The 18,314-nt window shown below is 72.0% G+C and carries 18 protein-coding genes; 13 read left to right on the top strand and 5 right to left on the bottom strand.

Annotated features, from left to right (window positions below; translation table 11 throughout):
* The first annotated feature begins 2 nt into the window (after positions 1-2).
* The 4 genes from SPRI_RS32625 (at position 3) to SPRI_RS32610 (ending at position 3,549) form a co-directional block, all read left to right on the top strand.
* Positions 3-944 (top strand): carbohydrate ABC transporter permease, encoded by a 942-nt coding sequence (locus tag SPRI_RS32625; RefSeq protein WP_005320805.1) that lies wholly within the window; start codon positions 3-5, stop codon positions 942-944.
* A complete protein-coding gene (locus SPRI_RS32620; RefSeq protein ID WP_005320803.1) occupies positions 941-1,858 on the top strand; it encodes a carbohydrate ABC transporter permease in 918 nt (305 codons plus the stop codon). The genes SPRI_RS32625 and SPRI_RS32620 overlap by 4 nt, the downstream gene beginning before the upstream one ends.
* A gap of 26 nt (positions 1,859-1,884) precedes the next feature.
* Complete coding sequence (locus SPRI_RS32615) at positions 1,885-2,913, top strand: LacI family DNA-binding transcriptional regulator (protein WP_005320801.1); 1,029 nt, start codon at positions 1,885-1,887, stop codon at positions 2,911-2,913.
* A 147-nt stretch (positions 2,914-3,060) separates the two neighbouring features.
* Positions 3,061-3,549, top strand: coding sequence for a flavin reductase family protein (locus tag SPRI_RS32610; protein WP_037775404.1), 489 nt, complete (start codon positions 3,061-3,063; stop codon positions 3,547-3,549).
* 26 nt (positions 3,550-3,575) lie between these two features.
* Here the strand turns inward: SPRI_RS32610 and SPRI_RS32605 are convergent, their stop codons facing one another.
* Both SPRI_RS32605 and SPRI_RS32600 read right to left on the bottom strand, forming a co-directional pair.
* Positions 3,576-4,439, bottom strand: a complete 864-nt coding sequence (locus SPRI_RS32605; RefSeq protein ID WP_037775403.1) for a class II glutamine amidotransferase — start codon at positions 4,437-4,439, stop codon at positions 3,576-3,578.
* Between the two features lie 368 nt (positions 4,440-4,807).
* The gene (locus tag SPRI_RS32600) at positions 4,808-6,568 is read right to left on the bottom strand and encodes a hypothetical protein (protein WP_005320796.1); all 1,761 of its coding nucleotides are present in this window, start codon (positions 6,566-6,568) and stop codon (positions 4,808-4,810) included.
* Between the two features lie 297 nt (positions 6,569-6,865).
* On the opposite strand from SPRI_RS32600, the gene SPRI_RS32595 reads away from it, so the two are divergent.
* Complete coding sequence (locus SPRI_RS32595; protein ID WP_037775402.1) at positions 6,866-7,084, top strand: heavy-metal-associated domain-containing protein; 219 nt, start codon at positions 6,866-6,868, stop codon at positions 7,082-7,084.
* A gap of 240 nt (positions 7,085-7,324) precedes the next feature.
* Here the strand turns inward: SPRI_RS32595 and SPRI_RS32590 are convergent, their stop codons facing one another.
* From SPRI_RS32590 to SPRI_RS32580, 3 genes are all read right to left on the bottom strand, one after another.
* Entirely contained in the window at positions 7,325-7,867 is a 543-nt protein-coding gene (locus SPRI_RS32590; RefSeq protein ID WP_037777200.1) for a MarR family winged helix-turn-helix transcriptional regulator, read from the bottom strand.
* 154 nt (positions 7,868-8,021) lie between these two features.
* The gene (locus SPRI_RS32585) at positions 8,022-8,243 is read right to left on the bottom strand and encodes a hypothetical protein (protein WP_005320789.1); all 222 of its coding nucleotides are present in this window, start codon (positions 8,241-8,243) and stop codon (positions 8,022-8,024) included.
* A 348-nt stretch (positions 8,244-8,591) separates the two neighbouring features.
* Positions 8,592-9,956: an MFS transporter gene (locus SPRI_RS32580; RefSeq protein WP_037775401.1), complete on the bottom strand. Its 1,365-nt coding sequence runs from the start codon at positions 9,954-9,956 to the stop codon at positions 8,592-8,594.
* A 299-nt stretch (positions 9,957-10,255) separates the two neighbouring features.
* Here SPRI_RS32580 and SPRI_RS32575 point away from each other — a divergent pair, with 299 nt between their 5' ends.
* The 8 genes from SPRI_RS32575 (at position 10,256) to SPRI_RS32540 (ending at position 18,234) form a co-directional block, all read left to right on the top strand.
* Positions 10,256-11,740: an aldehyde dehydrogenase gene (locus tag SPRI_RS32575; RefSeq protein ID WP_037775400.1), complete on the top strand. Its 1,485-nt coding sequence runs from the start codon at positions 10,256-10,258 to the stop codon at positions 11,738-11,740.
* A 30-nt stretch (positions 11,741-11,770) separates the two neighbouring features.
* Positions 11,771-12,769, top strand: a complete 999-nt coding sequence (locus SPRI_RS32570) for a VOC family protein (RefSeq protein WP_053557580.1) — start codon at positions 11,771-11,773, stop codon at positions 12,767-12,769.
* The gene (locus tag SPRI_RS32565; protein WP_053557579.1) at positions 12,766-13,563 is read left to right on the top strand and encodes an aspartate dehydrogenase domain-containing protein; all 798 of its coding nucleotides are present in this window, start codon (positions 12,766-12,768) and stop codon (positions 13,561-13,563) included. The genes SPRI_RS32570 and SPRI_RS32565 overlap by 4 nt, the downstream gene beginning before the upstream one ends.
* 122 nt (positions 13,564-13,685) lie before the next feature.
* Positions 13,686-14,480, top strand: coding sequence for an alpha/beta fold hydrolase (locus tag SPRI_RS32560; RefSeq protein ID WP_053557823.1), 795 nt, complete (start codon positions 13,686-13,688; stop codon positions 14,478-14,480).
* Positions 14,481-14,521: 41 nt separating this feature from the next.
* A complete protein-coding gene (locus SPRI_RS32555) occupies positions 14,522-15,043 on the top strand; it encodes a cupin domain-containing protein (protein WP_037775396.1) in 522 nt (173 codons plus the stop codon).
* Entirely contained in the window at positions 15,036-15,791 is a 756-nt protein-coding gene (locus SPRI_RS32550; RefSeq protein WP_005320773.1) for an SDR family oxidoreductase, read from the top strand. Before SPRI_RS32555 ends, SPRI_RS32550 begins: the two co-directional genes overlap by 8 nt.
* Positions 15,792-15,810: 19 nt before the next feature.
* On the top strand, positions 15,811-16,599 hold the full coding sequence (locus SPRI_RS32545) for an SDR family oxidoreductase (RefSeq protein ID WP_005320771.1): 789 nt from the start codon (positions 15,811-15,813) through the stop codon (positions 16,597-16,599).
* Between the two features lie 9 nt (positions 16,600-16,608).
* The gene (locus SPRI_RS32540) at positions 16,609-18,234 is read left to right on the top strand and encodes a thiamine pyrophosphate-binding protein (RefSeq protein WP_005320769.1); all 1,626 of its coding nucleotides are present in this window, start codon (positions 16,609-16,611) and stop codon (positions 18,232-18,234) included.
* Positions 18,235-18,314 lie beyond the last annotated feature (80 nt).

The following is an 18,314-nucleotide window of genomic DNA, read 5'->3' as shown; positions in this document are numbered from 1 at the left end:
CCCTGCCCCGTACCCGCCGCGAGGCGAACGGCCGTCGGCGGCCGTACGGGGCGAGGTCCGCCCCGTACGGCTTCCTCGCACCGGCCGTCGTCCTGTTCGCCCTGTTCTTCGCGCTGCCCGTCGGCTACGCCCTCTGGCTCAGCCTCCACAAGGTCGACGTCGAGGGTCTGGGCCTCGGCAGGAACGCCCGGACCGAGGTCTGGGCCGGCCTCTCGAACTACACCGCCGCGCTCACCGATGCCGAACTCGGCCAGGGCGCCCTGCGTGTCCTCGGCTACGGGGCGATCGTCGTGCCCGTCATGCTCGGCCTCGCGCTGCTGTTCGCGCTGCTGCTGGACACCGAGCGGGTCCGGGCGCGCGCCTTCTCCCGGCTCACGATCTTCCTGCCGTACGCCATCCCCGGCGTGGTCGCCGCCCTGCTGTGGGGCTTCCTCTACCTGCCGGACGTCAGCCCCTTCCACCACGTCCTCGGCCGGCTGGGGCTGCCGCGGCCCGATCTCCTCGACGGCGGGCCGCTGTTCCTGTCGCTGGCGAACATCGCCGTCTGGGGCGGCACCGGTTTCAACATGATCGTGATCTACACCTCGCTGCGGTCCATCCCGGCCGAGGTGTACGAGGCGGCGAAGCTGGACGGCGCCACACCGCTCCAGATCGCCCTGCGGATCAAGATCCCGATGGTGGTGCCCTCGCTGGTGCTGACGTTCTTCTTCTCGGTCATCGCCACCCTCCAGGTCTTCAGCGAGCCGACCACCCTCAAGCCGCTGACCAACGGCATCTCCACCACGTGGAGCCCGCTGATGAAGGTGTACAACGACGCCTTCGTGGCCGGGAACGTCCACGCGGCCTCCGCCACCGCCGTGGTTCTGGCCGCCGCCACCTTCGCCCTGTCCTTCGCCCTGCTCAGGGCCTCCAACTCCCGCGCCAAGCAACAAGGATCCCGATGAGCACGCCCACGCTCCCCGCGCGGCGCCGACGTGCCGCCCCGGCCGCCGGCACCACCCCCGGCACCTCCCAGGGGCCGCCGCCGAGGCGCCGCGCCGCCCTGCTGCCCACCGCCGCCCTGCTGCTCGGCGCCCTGTACTGCCTGCTGCCCGTCGCCTGGGTCCTGGTCGCCTCCACCAAGTCGGGCACGGAGCTGTTCTCCACCTTCACGTTCCTGCCCGGCAGCGGTCTCGGCGACAACCTCGCCGACCTCGACGCCTACCGAGACGGCATCTACTGGCGCTGGATGGGCAACTCCGCCCTCTACGCCGGTCTGGGCGCCGTGCTGTCCACGATGGTCTCCGCCGTCTCCGGCTACGCGCTCGCGATCTACCGCTTCCGCGGCCGTGAGGCCGTCTTCAACGTGCTGCTCGCCGGCGTGCTGATGCCCCCCGTCATCCTCGCGATCCCCCAGTACCTGCTGATGGCGAAGGCCGACATGACGGACTCCTACCTGTCCGTACTGCTGCCGCTGATCCTCTCCCCGTACGGCGTCTACCTCGGCCGGATCTACGCGCAGGCCGCCGTCCCCATGGAGCTCGTCGAGGCGGGCCGGATGGACGGAGCGGGCGAGTGGCGCATCTTCCTGCGGGTCGGCGTCCCGATGATGTCGCCCGGCCTGGTGACGATCTTCCTCTTCCAGTTCGTGGCCATCTGGAACAACTTCCTGCTGCCGTACATCATGCTCAGCGACGACACCAAGTTCCCCATGACGGTCGGGCTGTTCACGCTGCTCGCCCAAGGCTCCAGCACACCCGCCCTCTACACGCTCGTCATCACCGGCGCCCTGCTCGCGATCGTCCCGCTGATCGCCCTTTTCCTGGTCGTCCAGCGGTTCTGGAGTCTCGACCTGCTGTCCGGGGCCGTAAAGTCATGACGTCAGGGGAACGAGGGGACACAGCCATGAACCGCGGCCCGGACGGCAAGCGCCGATCGGTGACGATCCACGATGTCGCGCGTGAGGCGGGAGTCTCCCGCGGGACCGTCTCACGGGTCCTCAACGGAGGCCACTACGTCAGCCCTGCGGCACAGACGGCCGTCAACAACGCCATCCGCAGGACGGGTTACGTCGTCAACCGGCACGCCCGCTCGCTGATCACCGGAAGGTCCGACTCGGTCGCGTTCCTGCTGACCGAACCGCAGGAGCGCTTCTTCGAGGACCCGAACTTCAATGTGCTGCTGCGTTCCTGCACCCAGGCCCTCGCCTCGCAGGACATCCCGCTGCTGCTGATGATCGCCGGCAGCGAGGACGAACGGCGGCGCAATCTGCGGTACATCCAGGCCGGGCACGTGGACGGCGTCCTGCTCGTCTCCAGCCACTCCGGCGACCCGGTGGCCGGCGAACTCCAGGCGGCGGGCGTGCCGGTGGTCGCCTGCGGGAAGCCCCTCGGGCAGCAGGCCAGGATCGGCTACGTGGCGGCGGACGACCGGGAAGGCGCCCGCGACATGGTGCGCTACCTGCACGCGTCGGGCCGCCGCCGGATCGCCACCGTCTCCGGCCCGCCGGACACCCCCGGTGGCGTCGAACGTCTCGCCGGCTACCGGGAGACGCTGGCCGAGTGCGGGCTGCCCGCCGACGACCTGCTGATCGCCACGGGCGACTACAGCAGGGCCAGCGGCGAGCAGGCCGCGGAACTGCTGCTGCGGCGGGCCCCGGACATCGACGCCGTGTTCGTGGCGTCGGACCTGATGGCCCAGGGCGTCCTCGACGCCCTGGCCAGGGCCGGGCGCCGAGTGCCGGAGGACATCGCCGTCGGCGGCTTCGACGACTCGCCGGCCGCGGTGTCGACCCGCCCCGCGCTCACCACGATCCGGCAGCCGTGGGACCGGATCAGCAAGGAGATGGTGCGGATGCTGCTGGCCAGGATCGGCGGTGAGGAACCCGCCGCGCTCATCCTGCCGACGGAACTGGTCCGCCGGGACTCGGCCTGATCAGCGCGCCCCGCCTTCGGCCCGCCGTCCACGCATCGCCCGTTCCCCGTGTCGCGACGGCGGCGCCGGGCAACCGGAAGGAAGCGGCCGCACGGCACGGCGGCGCGGCCGGTGCGGGCAGTCAGGGTCGTCCGGGAGGATTTCGCCATGGTGGACGTCAAGGGATTCACCGACCTGCTCGACCCGCCGGTGTACGTCGTCACGGCGGCCGCGGACGGGCGGCGGGCCGGCTGCCTGGTCGGGTTCGCCTCCCAGTCCTCGCTGAGTCCGGTGCGCTTCGTGGTGTGGCTGTCCAAGGTGAACCACACCTACCGCGTGGCGAGTCGGGCCCCGTACCTGGGGGTGCATCTGCTCGGCCGCGACCAGCACGGGCTGGCCCGGCTGTTCGGCGGCGAGAGCGGCGACGATGTCGACAAGTTCGGGCCGGCGCGCTGGGAGCCGGGGGCGCACGGCGTTCCGGTGCTGGCCGACGCCTGCGCCTGGTTCATCGGCAGGGTGGAGGAGCGGGCCGACTGGGGGGACCACGTGGGGTTCTGCCTCACGCCCGTCGACACGGCCGCCGAGCCGCTGCCCCGTGGTGACGTGCTGCGGCTGAGCGATGTCATCGGTCTGAGCCCCGGGCACCCGGCGCCCTGATCGCGGCGGGCCCGGCGGACCGGCCCTCACGGCACGGGGCTGCGCGGAAGCTCCCCGTCGGCCGGCATCGGTTCGAAGGACCGGACGAAGGCCGAGCCCGCGCCGACCTCGCCGTAGCTGCTCTCGGGGAACTCGGTCCACGCCCCGGGCAGTCCGCTCAGCGGCTCCGACACGACGAGGCGGGTGTCCTCGGAGAGCCCTTGCAGGAACTTTATGTCGGGGTGCAGCGCGCGCAGGGTCTCGACCTCGGCGCTGTGGTACAGGGAGCGTGAACGGCGCTCGCTGGAGTAGCGGAAGGCCCACAGCCGCTCCCCGTCGGACACCGCGACGGTCATCTGGAGCGGAAATTCCACGCCGTGCCGGCGGCCCAGGGACTCCACATGGCCCGCCATGCGGGCGACGGCCGTCGGCGGGTCCTGGTCCAGCCCGAAGGTGAGCGCCAGGAAGAACATCACCTCGGAGTCCGTCGAACCCTCGATGTCGGCGAACAGCGACGGGTCGATGACCATGCAGAGGTCCCGGCGCAGCCGGTGGAAGTCGGCGATGGCGCCGTTGTGCATCCACAGCCACCTCCCGTGCCGGAACGGGTGGCAGTTCGTCTGCTGGATGGCGGAGCCCGTCGACGCCCTGATGTGGGCGAAGAAGAGGTGGGAGCGGATGTGCGCCGAGATCTCCCGCAGGTTGCGGTTGTTCCACGCGGGTCCGGTGTCCCTGATCACCGCCGGAGTGCCGCCGTCGGGCGTGTACCAGCCGATGCCGAACCCGTCGCCGTTGGTGGTCTCGACGCCCATCCGGGAATGCAGGCTCTGGTCGATCAGGGAGTGTGCGGGGCGGTAGAGCAGCGAGTCGAGGAGCACCGGCGTTCCCGTGTAGGCCACCCATCGGCACATGTGGACCCTCTCCCCTGCTCGAGGCGCACCGGCCTCTGCCTGAGGCGTACCGGCCTTTCCATCATCACGCCTCGTTTCCGTTGATCGCCATGCGAGGGGGAAGCGGCGTCCCGTCAGCCCCTCCCGTCAGGCAATCGGTTCAGACCTGAAAGGTGAGGGGTACGGTCCGGCGCGCGGACGTCCGGGGTACGCACCTGGGCGGTGCGCACCCCGCGATGCGTGATGGTCAGACGGAGGTTTCGCCGGGCAGGCCGAAGAAGTCGTTCCACTTCTGCCGTCCGCCGAGGCGGTGCCGGTCGACAGGGCCGCGTGGACGGCGGCTTCGGCGTTCTTGGTGAAGGTGACGATGTCGTCCTTGCCGTCGCCGGTCAATCGGTCGGGGAGCCGCCGAGCATGACACCGCCCGCGTCGTAGTGGACCTCGAGCTCCGCGACGGAGGTGAACGTCTTCTCACCGCCGGGCCGTCCGATGACGCGCACGCCGTCGCCCGCCGTGGGATCGAAGGAGAAGGTGTAGGTGCGGTTGGCTCCGGCGGTGCTGTCGTACGGGTACGCGGGGCCGATGCGCTGGCCGGAGACGTCGACCCACTGGTTGTCGCGCCGGACCTGGACCCGCAGGTCGCCGGCGAACCAGCCGCCGTCGGAGAACATGCCGCCCGTCGTGTAGACGACCTTGTTCATCATGTACCGGCGCGGCCAGGTGTATCCCCACCAGCTCGCGCTCTTGCGCTCGTCGTTCCAGTCGTCCTCGTTCTGGGTCCTGTTGCCGTCGCTGTAGTACGCGTCCTTGCCGAAGTGCGTGGCCCGCTGGACGGGCACGGTCCCGGGCTCGCGGCCGAGGTCGCGTCCGGGGTCGGCGGTGTTGCCGGGTGTGGTGTCCTGGCGCGGTTCCAGACGCAGCTGCCGGAGCGAGAAGGTGTAGGCCCAGTGGTCGCCGTGCGGGTAACCGCCGCCGCAGGGGCAGACGTTGGACTGCAGCCACATGGATCTGCCGTCGGCGCTGATGTACTTCGACGGGATGGTGGTCGCGTAGCCGCCGTGCTTGGTGTGGGTCCACGGGTAGCCGCCGAAGTCCTTGGTGGCGAAGTGCTTCCAGGGGCCCCATGGGCTGGTGGCCTCGTAGAACTCGAAGGTGTACTCGGTCCACGAGGTGTAGATGTAGCGGTTCAGCGGCTTGTTGTGGACGATGCCGCCCTGGCCGAGGACGGTGGTGTTCCGTACCCGGTTCTGGGTGAAGACGTCCTGGTAGATGTGGCGGTCGTCGTGGAGGACGGGCTGCCGCCCGCTGATGTCCGTGGACCAGACCGGGTTCCCCGACGCGTCGAGACCCGCGGCGTACTGCCAGGCGTTCTCGTCCATCACGGAGCTCTTGTGGACACGGGCGAGATGCAGGTCGACGGGGTCGGGCACGCTGTCGTCGAAGGAGTCCCGCCAGTTGTGGTCCAGGCCGTACGCGTAGACGTAGTCGTCCGGGGCGTTCGCGTAGTCCTTGCCGTAGTCCAGGAACATCACCGTGGTGAAGACTCCGCCGCCGAACATCGGCCTGGTACGGTCCCACGTCCAGGTGCGGCCCTTGTCCGTGGACTTGGCGATGGTCGCGGCTGGCGCGTCGTTGAAGTCGGTCGCCAGGTCCTGCACCGCCAGGTAGAGGGCGCCGTCGACGCAGGCCATGCCGGTGGGCTTGCGGTTGTGGTCGGCGGTCCAGATCTGGCTGACGTCGGTGGCGAGCTGGGTGCCGGTGAGGCCGCCGGGCATGCCGGAGATCTTCGCGACGCCGATGTCGCTGTAGGCGCCGCCGAATCCGACGCCGTCGCCGTAGGCGGTGTAGACGCTGTCGTCGTCGGCCCAGCAGTTGGGCCAGAGGTCGCCGTGGTTCTTGTTGTCGCCGATAGCGGGGGCGCCCACGGAGGCGGCGGGTGCCACGTCGACCGTGGCGAAGAAGTCGCTCGCGGGCGGCGACCCGGTAGCTGCCGCGTCGGCTCCGGCGGACGCCACGGCACCGGCCTCCCCGTCGGCGGCCGTGCTCTGCGGCGCTGCGCTCAGCGCTGCGCACACCACCAGCAACGCGGTGGCCAGGGCACGGCCGGAGGTACGCCGTCTCTGTCCGGGTGGTCGGGCGGCTCTGTGCATGGCTGGCTCCCGTGGTATCGATCAGCTCGGGAAATCGATTTCAGGCGGGACGGTACAAGCGGGACAGGGCCACGTCAACGGTTCCGACAGGGTGGCCGGCTCCGTCCCCTGACCGACACTCAAAGCGGTCAGAAACAGGAGCTCGTGGGCTCAATCAGCCAGGAAATCCAAGGGACTACGTTAAGAAAACGATTGCGTATTCCTGCGCCGGAACCGTCACGCACCCCGCTCACAGCACATACCTCCAGGGGGTATACACTGGAGCGGACGATGTCCCGTTCCGGAGGGAGCACTGCGATGGTCAAGGATGTGTACGAGGTCAAGGGCATGACGTGCGGCCACTGCGTCGCCGCCGTGACCGCGGAGGTGGAGGGTCTGGCGGGAGTGGAGAGCGTGCAGGTCGACCTGGCCTCCGGCGAGGTGACCGTCGCGAGCGAGCGGCAGCTCGCGTACGACGACGTCGCGGCGGCCGTCGACGAGGCCGGCTACGAGCTCACCGGCCGCCACGAGCGATAGCGCCCGGCCCCCGGACGCACTGCGCGGAGCGGCGGCGCATCCTGTGGTCGGGACCGTCGCGGCCGCGCTGCTCCCCGAAGCCGCGGCGAGGCCGGCGGAGTCGCCTCCGCCGGCCCGGAGCGGACCACGGCCGTGCGGCGGAAGCGGCACCGGCCGGGCGGGAGCCATGGAGACCCCGGACAGCGGACCGCACGGCAAGGGGCGGGCGGCACGCCGACCGCCGTCAGCCCACCGGGCCGGTCACGGGGTTTCGACGGCGGCCGTCTCGTCGTCCGACGCGAGGATCGAGTCCTCCAGCTTGCGCAGCAGCCTCGCGACCTGTCGGCGCTCGGACGGCGACAGCCCCGCGAGCATCCGGCGTTCGTTGTCGAGGTGCTCCTCGAAGACGGTGTCCACCGTCGCGAGACCCTTGTCGGTGAGCCGCGAGTAGACGACGCGGCGGTCGTCCGCGTCCCGCTCGCGCACGATGAGACCGTCCTTCTCCAGACGGTCGATCCGCAGGGTCACCCCGGCGGAGGACACCAGCCCGGTGTCGGCGAGCTGGCCCGCTGTCAGCCGGTACGGCGCCCCCGACCTCCGCAGAGCGGTCAGCACGTCGAAGCCCGCGACGGACAGGCCGTGCCGCTCGATCGAGGCGGTGAGCCTGGTGCTGTACCGCAGGAAGGAACGGTGCAGCCGGGCCAGGACCTCCAGCGGGCTCGTGTCGAGCTCCGGTCGCTCCCGCGCCCAGTCCTCGATCACCTGCGCGACGGCGTCCCGGTCCGCCGGCCTCGATGCAGCCATCCTCATCCCCTCGTACGGCTCCGCCGGACAGCCGTACGGCTTGTCACGGCGCTGAGAATCTTACTGCTGAGGTGATCGGCCCGAACGGGCGAGGGGACGCCACGCGGGGCGGGCCTCGGACCGGGTCACGGCCACCGCGGCGGAACGGGGCCGGTCAGGCCCGGGAGCGGCGGGTCGGCACCCGCACCACGACGAGCGCGACAAGCACGGCCGCCGCGGGCCCGGCGGCCTTCCTCAGCAGCCCGGGCAGGGCTGCCGCGCCGAGGTCGACGGCCTCCGGTCCGGCCGCGACAACGCCGCGGGCGGCCATCGCGGAAGCGGCGCCGGTCCCCGCCCAGAGGGGCCGGGCCTCGCACAGAGGGGCCGGGCCTCGCACAGCAGCTCCTCGAGGCGGGCGGCGAACTGCTCAATGATGCGGTCGCCGACCCAGGGAGGTCGTCGGCGGGGGGACGGGCGTGGCCGAGGAGGTTCCGCGGCAGCGGCCCGCGACTCGGACGACCTGCCGGGCGCGCTCGCCCAGGCCCGCCCGCAGGTGTCGAGCTCGCCGACCGTGTCCGCCGCGTCCGCGCCGATCAGCAGCGCGAGCCGCCGGCCGGGCCGGCCAGTGGCGAGCGGCGGCAGCTCGCAGCGCTGCTCGCGGCCCTCGGAAAGACACGGGGGCCGGTGCGTCGGGGTGGTGGTCACCAACCCCGCCGCACCGGCCCCTCGGCGGACCGCCGACGTGTCAGGAGTTGAGCTCCTCCAGCGTCCGCCCCTTGGTCTCGACCGCGAACCAGGCGATCAGAGCGCCCACCGCGGCCACGACCGCGAGCTGCGCGAAGACCAGGGACAGACTGCCGCCCGCGCCGATGATCGCCCCGACGGTGACCGGGCCGATGATGACGCCGAGCCGGTTCCACAGCCCGCCGAACGCCGCGCCCTTGGCCCGGTTGGAGGTCGGGTACAGCTCGGGCGAGTACAGGTAGAGCCCCGCGTTGATCGCGTACAGGAAGAAGGTCGTGCAGGAGGCGAAGACGGCGACCTGCCCGCCCGACGTGGCGCCGGCCAGCGCGAGCACCCCGAGGGACAGCGCGCCACCGCCGAGCGCGGCCATCAGCGCCGCCCTGCGGCCCATCCGGTCGATGACCATGGCGACGACGAAGGTGCCGAGCAGTCCTGTGACGTTGCTGAGCAGCGTGTAGACCAGCGCGGTGGTCAGATCGAGGCCGAAGTGCTTGGTGTAGAGGGACGGCAGCCAGGTGGAGATGCCGTGGTTGACGTAGTACGCCACGAACCACAGGCCGGACAGCACCGCCGTGCGGCGCAGGTAGCGGCCCTTGAAGATGTCGCCGAGCCGGCCCCGGCCGGTGTCCTCCTTGACCTCGGCGGCGGGCAGCGGCAGCGGTTCCGCGGTGGCACGGGCGACCTGCGCCTCGATCCGGGCGACGGCGGCCTCGGCCTCTTCCGTGCGGCCTCGCGCAAGGAGCCAGCGCGGGGATTCCTCGACATGACGGGGCAGCGCGGCGGCGATGAGCACGGGCAGGGCGCCGATGACGAACATGGCGCGCCAGCCGAGGTTGGGCACCACCCAGACGGCGACGAGGGTGGCCGCGGCGAGACCGGCGGGGAAGATCATCTCGTAGAGCAGGACGAATCGGCCCCGCTTGTCGGAGCGGGCGATCTCGTTGATGTACGTGGCCGCCACGGGCACCACGCCGCCGATGCCGAGTCCCTGGACGAACCGGAACAGCGAGAACGTCTCGATGCTGCCGGAGAAGGCGACGGCGAGGCTTGCGAGGCCCGTGACGCCGACCCCGAGGGCCACCGTACGCACCCGGCCGATCCGGTCGCCCATCCAGCCGGCGGCGATGGCGCCGAGGAGCATGCCGATGGACGCCGCGGTCACCGCGAAGGTGGCCTGGCCTGTGGTGAGGTTCCATTCCTTCATCAGGACGGGCAGGGCGGAGGCGGCCAGCAGCTGGTCGAACGCCTCGAAGAAGGTGACGGCGCCGATCAGGAACCGGACCTTGACATGCCAGCGCGAGTGCGGCAGTCGTTCGAGTCTCGCGGCTATGGAGCCAAGGGCTGGCTTGCCGGCCACAGTCGTCATGGAGGGTCCTTCCGCGAACCAGGGGAGTTGCGGAGACAGTAGGTTCCTATACCTAAGCGGTCAATGGTTAAGAGCTTAGAAATCTTGGAGCCGTACGCTCGCCCCTCATCCTCAACCTCGCGGAGACCAGGCTCAAGCCATCCCGGGCAACGATTCCACTTCGGGGTCTTGCGTCGAGAAACTTAAGCGCTTAGATTTCTAGCACTTCAGGAACGGCGCACAGCCCGGCCGACCCGGCCGCCTCCGGTGCCCGACCGCCCGAAGTCCCCCTGCCCGCCGCCTCGTCCGGAGGTCCCGCCGTGCCCACCGTCCCCACCGACATCCTGATCGCCGGCCAGTGGCGGCGCGGTGCGGGTGAGCCGCTCGACACCGTCGACCCCGCGACCGGCCGCGTCCTCGCCACCGTGGGTTCCCCGTCCGCGGAGGAGGTCTCCGAGGCGGCGGAGGCCGCCGCCCGCGCCGCGGCGGAACCCGCCTGGCGCGACCTGCTTCCGCACGAGAGGGCCCGGTTGCTGCACCGCATCGGTGACCTCGTCGAGCGCGACGCTGACGAACTGTCCGCGCTGCAGACGGCGGACACCGGCAAGACCCTGGCCGAGACGCGTGCCCTCGCGCTCAGCGCGGCCGGCACTTTCCGCTACCTGGCCGCCGCCCTCGAGACGGCCGAGGACACCCTCACCCCCTCCCGCGGCCCCTACGTCACCATGAGCGTCCACGAGCCGATCGGTGTGGTCGGCGCGATCAACCCGTGGAACTCCCCCGTCGCCAGCGACGCCCAGAAGCTCGCCCCCGCGCTGGCCGCCGGTAACGCGGTCCTCCTCAAGCCCGCCGCCTGGACCCCGCTGGTCTCGCTCGCCCTCGGCCGGCTCATCACCCGGGCCCTGGAGGAGTTCCGGCTGCCCACGGCGCTGCTGTCGGTGCTGCCGGGCAGCGGCCGGCTGGTCGGCGACGCCATCGTGCGCCATCCGCTCGTCGCCCGCATCGGCTTCACCGGCGGTACCGCCACGGGCCGGTCGATCGCCGCCGTCGCCGCACAGAAACTGATCCCCGCCTCACTGGAGCTCGGAGGCAAGTCGCCGACGATCGTGCGCGCCGACGCCGACGTCGAACAGGCCCTCGCCGGCGTGATGTTCGGGATCTTCTCGTCCAGCGGCCAGTCGTGCATCGCCGGCTCGCGGCTGTTCGTCGCCCGCGACATCCACGACCGCTTCGTCGGCGAACTGGTGGAACGCGTCCGGGCGTTGCGCGTCGGCCCGGGCACGGACCCCACCACACAGGTCGGCCCGCTGGTGCACCATCGCCACCGCGACGCGGTCGCCGCCTACGTCGACCTCGCCCGCTCCGAAGGCGCCCGCGTGCTGTGCGGCGGCTCGGCCCCCGAGGGTGAGCGGTACCGCGACGGTGCGTACTACCTGCCGACCGTCCTCGACGGCCTGCCCAACACCTCCCGCACCTGCCAGGAGGAGATCTTCGGTCCGGTCCTCGTCGCCCTGCCCTACGACGACGAGGACGACCTCGTCCGCCAGGCCAACGACTCCGTCTACGGACTCGCCTGCGGCATCTGGACCCGCGACGCGCGCGCCGCGTGGCACCTGGCCCGCCGCATCGAGGCCGGCACCGTCTGGATCAACACGTACAAGCAGTTCAGCGCCTCCACCCCGTTCAGCGGATGGAAGGACAGCGGCCTCGGCACGGAGAAGGGCCGCGACGCGATCCGCGCCTACCAGCGCCAGAAGTCCCTGTACTGGGGAACCTCCGCCTCCCCGCTCCCCTGGGCCAACTGACCCGGCACGCCCGCCCGTCTGGAGAGACTCATGCACCGTCCACCGCCCGGTCCGATCGCCCGGCTCCGCTCACTGCGCTACGTCGAACTGCACACGCCCGCCTTCACGGAGGCCGCCGGCTTCTACGAGGAGGTCTGGGGCCTTGAGAGCGTCGAGTCCGACACCGGCGCCCGCTGGCTCCGCGGCACCGGCGACGAGCACCACGTCCTGCACCTCACCGAACGGGAGCGCGTGGGCCTCGGCCGGCTCGCGTTCGCCGTCGGCACGCCCGCCGAGGTCGACGAGGCCGCCCGCAGGCTCGAGGCACACGGCATCACCCCCGTCTTCGGCCCCGGCCCGCTCGAACAGGCCGGCGGCGGCTACGGGCTGCGCTTCACCGACCCGGAGCAACGCCTGATCGAGATCAGCGCCCATGTCGACGCGGTCACTCCGGGCGGCAGGGACGCCGCCGTGCCCGTCGGCGTCACGCACGCCGTGCTCAACACCACCGACATCGACGCCGCCGTGTCCTTCTACTGCGACGTGCTGGGGCTGCGCGTCTCCGACTGGTCCGAGCACCAGATGGCGTTCCTGCGCTGCAACGCCGACCACCACTGCGTCGCCTTCAACCAGGCCGAGTGGACCTCCCTCAACCACGTGGCCTACGAGATGCCGTCTGTGGACCACTTCATGCGGGGCCTCGGACGGCTGCGCCACCACGGCATCACGCCGCAGTGGGGGCCCGGCCGGCACGGCCCCGGCAACAACACCTTCTCCTACTTCACCGACCCGTCCGGCCTGGTCTGCGAGTACACCTCCGAGGTCGCCCAGATCGTCGAGGACGCCTGGATCGCCCGGGTGTGGCGACGGGTTCCCGAGCTGTCCGACCTGTGGGGCACCGCCGGGCCGCCGTCGAAGGAGATCCGCTGCCACATGGCGGGAACGCCGGACCCCGGTCCGCTCGCCGCGCCCGTCGACGCCGCGACGGCGGACAAGGACCACGCGGACGACTCGAACCGCACCGATCACGCTGAGGAGAACGCCGCATGAGCGCCGTGCACAAGGTGGGCATCGTCGGCTGGGGCGCGATCGGCCGGGTCGTCGGCACCGCTCTCGCCGAGGGCCGGGTCGGCTCCGCCGAACTGGTCTGCGTCGTCGACAACCGCCCGCTCGGCGAGGCCGCGCCGGCCGCGCAGGTCACCTTCGAGGAGGCCGTCGAGCGCTGCGACCTGATCGTGGAGGCCGCGGGGCAGGGCGTCGTCCGCGAGTGGGGCGAGCGGGTGCTGGCCTCGGGGACGGACCTGCTGATCGCCTCGACCGGCGCGCTGACCGACGAGGACCTCGCGAAGAAGCTGCTCGCGGCCGGGCCTGGCCGGGTGTACTTCACGGGCGGCGCGGTCGGCGGCCTCGACCTGCTCCAGGCGGCCCGCTCCATGGGGCCGCTGGAGGAGGTCCGCCTGACCACCACCAAGCTGCCCGGCACCCTCGAACAGCCCTGGATGGACGCCGACCTGCTGTCCCGCATGCGGACCGCGACCGGACCGGTCGTGGTCATGTCCGGCACCGCCCGCGACGTACCGGTGAAGTTCCCCCGGTCCACGAACGTGGCCGCGTCGGTCGCGCTGGCCGTCGGCGACCTGGACACTGTGCGGGTCCAGGTCGTCGCCGACCCGGCGGCGCACCGCACCCGGCACGTGGTCGAGGCGTCCGGACCACTGGGCGCGTACCGCTTCGAGGTCACGCATCTGCCGGACCCCGACAACCCGGCGACCAGCCGGATCGTGCCGTACGCGGTGCTGCGCTCGCTGGCGGCGATCACCGGCCGGACGGGGCAGATCCTGTGAGCGCCCGCACCGGCGTGGACATCGCCGCCCGGGCGGCCGACGCCCATGTGCCAGGCGCCGATGTCTCCGACGCCCATGTGCAAGGCGCCCATGAGGCAGGCGTCCATGTTCCTGGCGCCCGTGTGCCGGCCGCCCATGTCCCCGCCGTCCATGTGGAAGAGGCCGGTGACCAGGGACCGCTGCTGCTGTGCCTGCACGGCATCGGTTCGTCGTCCGCGGCCTTCGCCCCGCAGCTCGCCGGACTGTCCCCGTACGTCAGGGTCGTGGCCTGGGACGCGCCCGGGTACGGCAGGTCCCCCGATCCCGAGGGGCCGCTCACGCTCGACGACTTCGCGGACGCGGCGGCCGCCGTCATCCGCGAGCGCGGCGCGAGCGCCCATGTCCTCGGGGTCTCCTGGGGCGGTGTGATCGCGCTGCGGCTCGCCACCCGCCACCCCGGCCTCGTCGACTCACTGATCGTCGCCGATTCCAGTCCCGGTTCGGGCACGGACGCGGCGAAGGCGGCGGGCATGCGGGCGCGGGCCGCCGAACTGGCCGAGGCCGGCCCGCGGGCCTTCGCCGAGGCCCGCGGGCCCCGGCTGGTGTCCCCCGGCGCTCCGGAGGACCTGGTCCGGCGGGTGGTCGCCACGATGGCCGCCTCGGTGCGGCTGCCGGGTTACGCCTACGCCGCCGAGTCCATGGCGTCGGCCGATCTGCGCGCCGAACTGCCCTCGATCGCCGTGCCCTTGCTCGTCCTCTGCGGCGATCAGGACACGGTCACCGGCATCGAGGCGAGCCAGGCGCTCGCCGGTGCCGTCCACAAGTCCGCCTACGTGATCGTCAAGGACGCCGGTCACCTGGCCAACCAGGAGCAGCCGGGCCGCTTCGACGCCTGGGTGCTCTCCCACCTGAGGATCACCGCGCGCATCCCCGAGTGATCCCGTTCCCCTCGACGCACCGTCCACAAGGAGCAGTCACCATGCCTCTGACCACCACCGAGTACGACAACGGCGGCGACCTCGCCTCGTACACCGACTCCCTCATCGCCACCAAGGACTCCCGCGTGGCGGACTTCGGCACCCTCTCCTTCCAGGAGAAGGCCGGCCCGCAGTACCGCCGCGGCCAGATCCGTTACGTCGGTTCCGGCGCCACCGGCAACCACGAGAACGACAGCCGGATCCTCCCCTCCGGCGGCTTCACCTTCTCCAACATGCTGCTGCCGCCCGGCGCCGAGGGCCCGGCCCACACCCACCACGACGTCGAGGAGGCCTTCTTCGTCCTCGAGGGGCAGGTCCGCGTGGGCATCCACCGCGGCCCCGACGAGGTCGAGTACCGCACGCTCGGATACCGCGACATGATCGTCGTGCCGGCCGGTGTGACCCGTTCCCTGAAGAACGAGGGTGACTCCGACGCCCTGTTCTGCGTCGTCATCGGCACGCAGAAGCCGCAGGTGCCGACCTACCCGGAGTACTCGCCGATGCACGGCGTCACCCGTGGCTGAGACGCCCCGGACCGGTGTGCGCACCGTCGTCGTCACCGGGGCGGGCCGTGGCCTGGGGCTGGCCATGGCCCGCCGGGCCGGCGCGGACGGCTTCCGGGTCGTCGTCGCCGAGCTGGACCGGGACACGGGCGGGAAGGCCGCCGCCGAGCTGCGCGCGGAGGGCGTCGACGCCCACTTCGTACGCTGCGACGTCGCCGACCCCGCGTCGGTCGCCGACCTGGCCGGGGCCGTGCGGGAGCTCGGCCCGCTGTACGGGCTGGTCAACAACGCGGCACTGGCCAACGGCGTGGGTGGCAAGGAGTTCTGGGACATCGACGTCGAGGTGTGGGACCGGCTGATGGCGGTCAACGCCCGCAGCCCCTGGCTGGTGTCGAAGGCCCTGTACCCGCTGCTCACCGCCCCTGGCCGGATCGTCAACATCGCCTCGGACGCCGCCTTGTACGGCTCGCCGCGGCTGTCCCACTACATCGCCTCGAAGGGCGCCGTCATCGCGCTCACCCGGGCCATGGCCAGGGAGCTCGGTGACAAGGGCGTCACCGTGAACGCCGTCGCCCCGGGTCTGACGGAGTGCGAGGCGACGGAGAGCGTGCCCGCCGAGCGGCACGACCTCTACCGCGCCAACCGGGCCATCTCGCGGCCGCAGCAGCCGGACGACCTCACCGGGATCGTCTCGTACCTGCTCGGCGAGGAGTCCCGCTATCTGACCGGACAGGTGATCGCCGTCAACGGCGGCTTCACCATGAACTGAACCGCAGGAGAACCGAGTTATGGATCTGGGCCTCGCCGACCGCACGATCGTGGTCACCGGCGGCAGCTCGGGCGTCGGCCTGGCCACGGTCCGCGCCCTGCTCGAAGAGGGTGCCCGCATCGCCACCTGTGGCCGCGACGCCGACCGGCTGGACAGGGCGGCCGCCCGCCTCGGCGCCGCTCCGGGCCGGCTGCTGACCGGGGTGTGCGACGTACGGGACGCCGCAGCGGTGCGGGGCTTCGTCCGGCGCGCCGCCGAGGAGTTCGGCGGCATCGACGGGCTGGTCAACAACGCCGGTCAGTCGCGGATGAAGGGCCTCGAAGAGTCCACCGCGGAGGACTGGCGCGACGAGCTGGAGCTGAAGTTCGCCGGGGTGCTGAATCCCCTGCACGCCGCGCGCCCCTATCTCGCCGCGTCCGAGGCGGCGAGCATCGTCAACATCAACGCGGTCCTCGCCAAGCAGCCGGAGCCCCGGCTGATCACCACCAGCGCCGCCCGCGCGGGCATCCTCAACCTGTCCAAGTCCCTGTCCTCGGAGCTGGCCGCCGACGGCATCCGGGTCAACTCGGTCTGCCTGGGCCTCGTCGACACGGGCCAGTGGACCCGCCGGCACGCGGCCGCCGGCTCCGGCACGAGCTACGAGGACTGGCAGGCCGAGCTCGCCGCCGACCGCGGGATCGCGCTCGGCCGCCTGGGCCGGGCCGAGGAAGTCGCGTACGCGGTCGTCGCCCTGCTCTCCCCTCGTGCCTCCTACATCACCGGCACCTCCATCGACGTCTGCGGCGGAGTCGGCCGCTCCATCCTCTGAGGAGACACCATGCGTCACGACACCGGAGGCGATCTCCTCGTCGCCGTCCTGCGCGAACTCGGCATCGACACCGTCTTCGGCATCGTCAGCGTGCACAACCTGCCGCTGGTCGAGGCCGTCGACCGCGATCTGCGGTTCGTGCCCGTGCGGCACGAGGCCTCGGCCGTCAACGCCGCCGACGCCTACGGGCGGGCCCGCGGCGGCATCGGCTGCGCGCTGACCTCGACCGGCACCGGCGCGGGCAACGCGGCCGGTTCGCTGATCGAGTCCCTGAGCGCTGGCAGCTCAGTGCTGCACATCACCGGCCAGGTCGAGAGCGAGTACCTCGGCAGCGGCCGCGGGTTCATCCACGAGACCAAGGACCAGCTGGGCATGCTCCGGGCCGTGTCGTCGTACGCGGCGAGCGTGCCCGACACCGGGCAGGCGGGCCGGATCCTGCGCGAGGCGGCGCGCGCCGCACTCGCCACGCCGGGTGGTCCGGCCAGCGTCGAATGGCCGATCGACCTCCAGTACGCGGCCCAGTCCGATGCCCCCGCGGAGCTCCCCGCGCTCGGCGTCCCTGCCCCGGGGGACGGTGAACTCTCCGCCGCCGGGGCGCTGCTGGCCTCCGCACGCCGTCCGCTGATCTGGGCCGGCGGCGGCGCCACCGGTGCCCGCGGCGAGCTGTTGCGGCTGCTGGAGGCCACGGGGGCGGGCCTGCTCACCTCCAACTCCGGTCGCGGGTCGGTGCCGGAGGACCACGGGCAGGTCGTCGGCAACTTCGCCACCACCCCCGCCGTCCGGGCGCTGCTCGCCGACGCGGACGTCCTGCTCACCGTCGGCACGCACTTCCGCTCCAACGAGACCGCCGACTACACGCTCGGGCTGCCCGCGGCGCACATCCAGATCGACGCCGACGCGTCCGCGCTCGGCCGCGTCCACCCTGCGACGCACGGCCTGCACGGCGACGCGGCCCCGGTCCTCGCCGCCCTGCTGCCGCACGCCCGGCCGGCGGAGAAGGGCTGGACCGGGCGGGTGGCCGCCGTACGCACCGAGGTGCGAGCGGCGCTGCACGACAGCATCGGCCCGCAGGCGGCGATCTGCGACGCGATCCGCGCCGCGCTGCCCCGGGAAGCGGTCGTCGCCCGTGACGTCACCATCCCGTCCAGCAGCTGGGGCAACCGGCTGCTGGAGATGTACGACCCCCGGGACAACGTCTTCCCGCGCGGCGGCGGCATCGGCCAGGGCCTCGGCATGGGCATCGGCGCGGCGCTCGCCCGGCCCGGCACACCGACCGTGGTGATCGCCGGGGACGGCGGTCTCGCCGTCCACCTCGGCGAACTCCTCACCCTCGCCCAGGAGCGGCCCCGTCTCACCCTGATCGTGTTCAACGACGGCGGCTACGGCGTGCTGCGCAACATGCAGGACCGCTACGGCGAGCGGCGTTCCGGCGTCGACCTCACCACGCCCGACTTCGAGCTGCTGGCCCGCGCCTGTTCCCTGCCGTACCTGCGGATCTCGGCCGAGGAGCACGCCGCACCGGTGATCTCCCGGGCGGTCGCGTCCGACGGGCCGACGCTGGTCGAGGTCGACCTCGGAGCACTCGGCCCGATGAAGAACCCGTTCACCCCGCCCGTGAGGATCCCGGGCCGCTAGGGCCTCTCGTTCGGATCTTGCCGGGCTCGCCTGATCCGAACGACAGACCCCAGGCCCGTCACATCCACGTACTGCCCACC

This window comes from Streptomyces pristinaespiralis, assembly GCF_001278075.1.
Taxonomy (GTDB): domain Bacteria; phylum Actinomycetota; class Actinomycetes; order Streptomycetales; family Streptomycetaceae; genus Streptomyces; species Streptomyces pristinaespiralis.
Note: the sequence above shows the minus strand (reverse complement) of the source record. Positions and strands in the feature narration are given on the sequence as shown.

Bases quoted from the DNA above. Each gene is read 5' to 3' on its own strand.
- SPRI_RS32620 (WP_005320803.1), top strand. From the start codon at position 941: ATGAGCACGCCCACGCTCCCCGCGCGGCGCCGACGTGCCGCCCCGGCC.
- SPRI_RS32615 (WP_005320801.1), top strand. From the start codon at position 1,885: ATGAACCGCGGCCCGGACGGCAAGCGCCGATCGGTGACGATCCACGAT.
- SPRI_RS32610 (WP_037775404.1), top strand. From the start codon at position 3,061: ATGGTGGACGTCAAGGGATTCACCGACCTGCTCGACCCGCCGGTGTAC.
- SPRI_RS32605 (WP_037775403.1), bottom strand. From the start codon at position 4,439: ATGTGCCGATGGGTGGCCTACACGGGAACGCCGGTGCTCCTCGACTCG.
- SPRI_RS32600 (WP_005320796.1), bottom strand. From the start codon at position 6,568: ATGCACAGAGCCGCCCGACCACCCGGACAGAGACGGCGTACCTCCGGC.
- SPRI_RS32595 (WP_037775402.1), top strand. From the start codon at position 6,866: ATGGTCAAGGATGTGTACGAGGTCAAGGGCATGACGTGCGGCCACTGC.
- SPRI_RS32590 (WP_037777200.1), bottom strand. From the start codon at position 7,867: ATGGCTGCATCGAGGCCGGCGGACCGGGACGCCGTCGCGCAGGTGATC.
- SPRI_RS32580 (WP_037775401.1), bottom strand. From the start codon at position 9,956: ATGACGACTGTGGCCGGCAAGCCAGCCCTTGGCTCCATAGCCGCGAGA.
- SPRI_RS32570 (WP_053557580.1), top strand. From the start codon at position 11,771: ATGCACCGTCCACCGCCCGGTCCGATCGCCCGGCTCCGCTCACTGCGC.
- SPRI_RS32565 (WP_053557579.1), top strand. From the start codon at position 12,766: ATGAGCGCCGTGCACAAGGTGGGCATCGTCGGCTGGGGCGCGATCGGC.
- SPRI_RS32555 (WP_037775396.1), top strand. From the start codon at position 14,522: ATGCCTCTGACCACCACCGAGTACGACAACGGCGGCGACCTCGCCTCG.
- SPRI_RS32545 (WP_005320771.1), top strand. From the start codon at position 15,811: ATGGATCTGGGCCTCGCCGACCGCACGATCGTGGTCACCGGCGGCAGC.
- SPRI_RS32540 (WP_005320769.1), top strand. From the start codon at position 16,609: ATGCGTCACGACACCGGAGGCGATCTCCTCGTCGCCGTCCTGCGCGAA.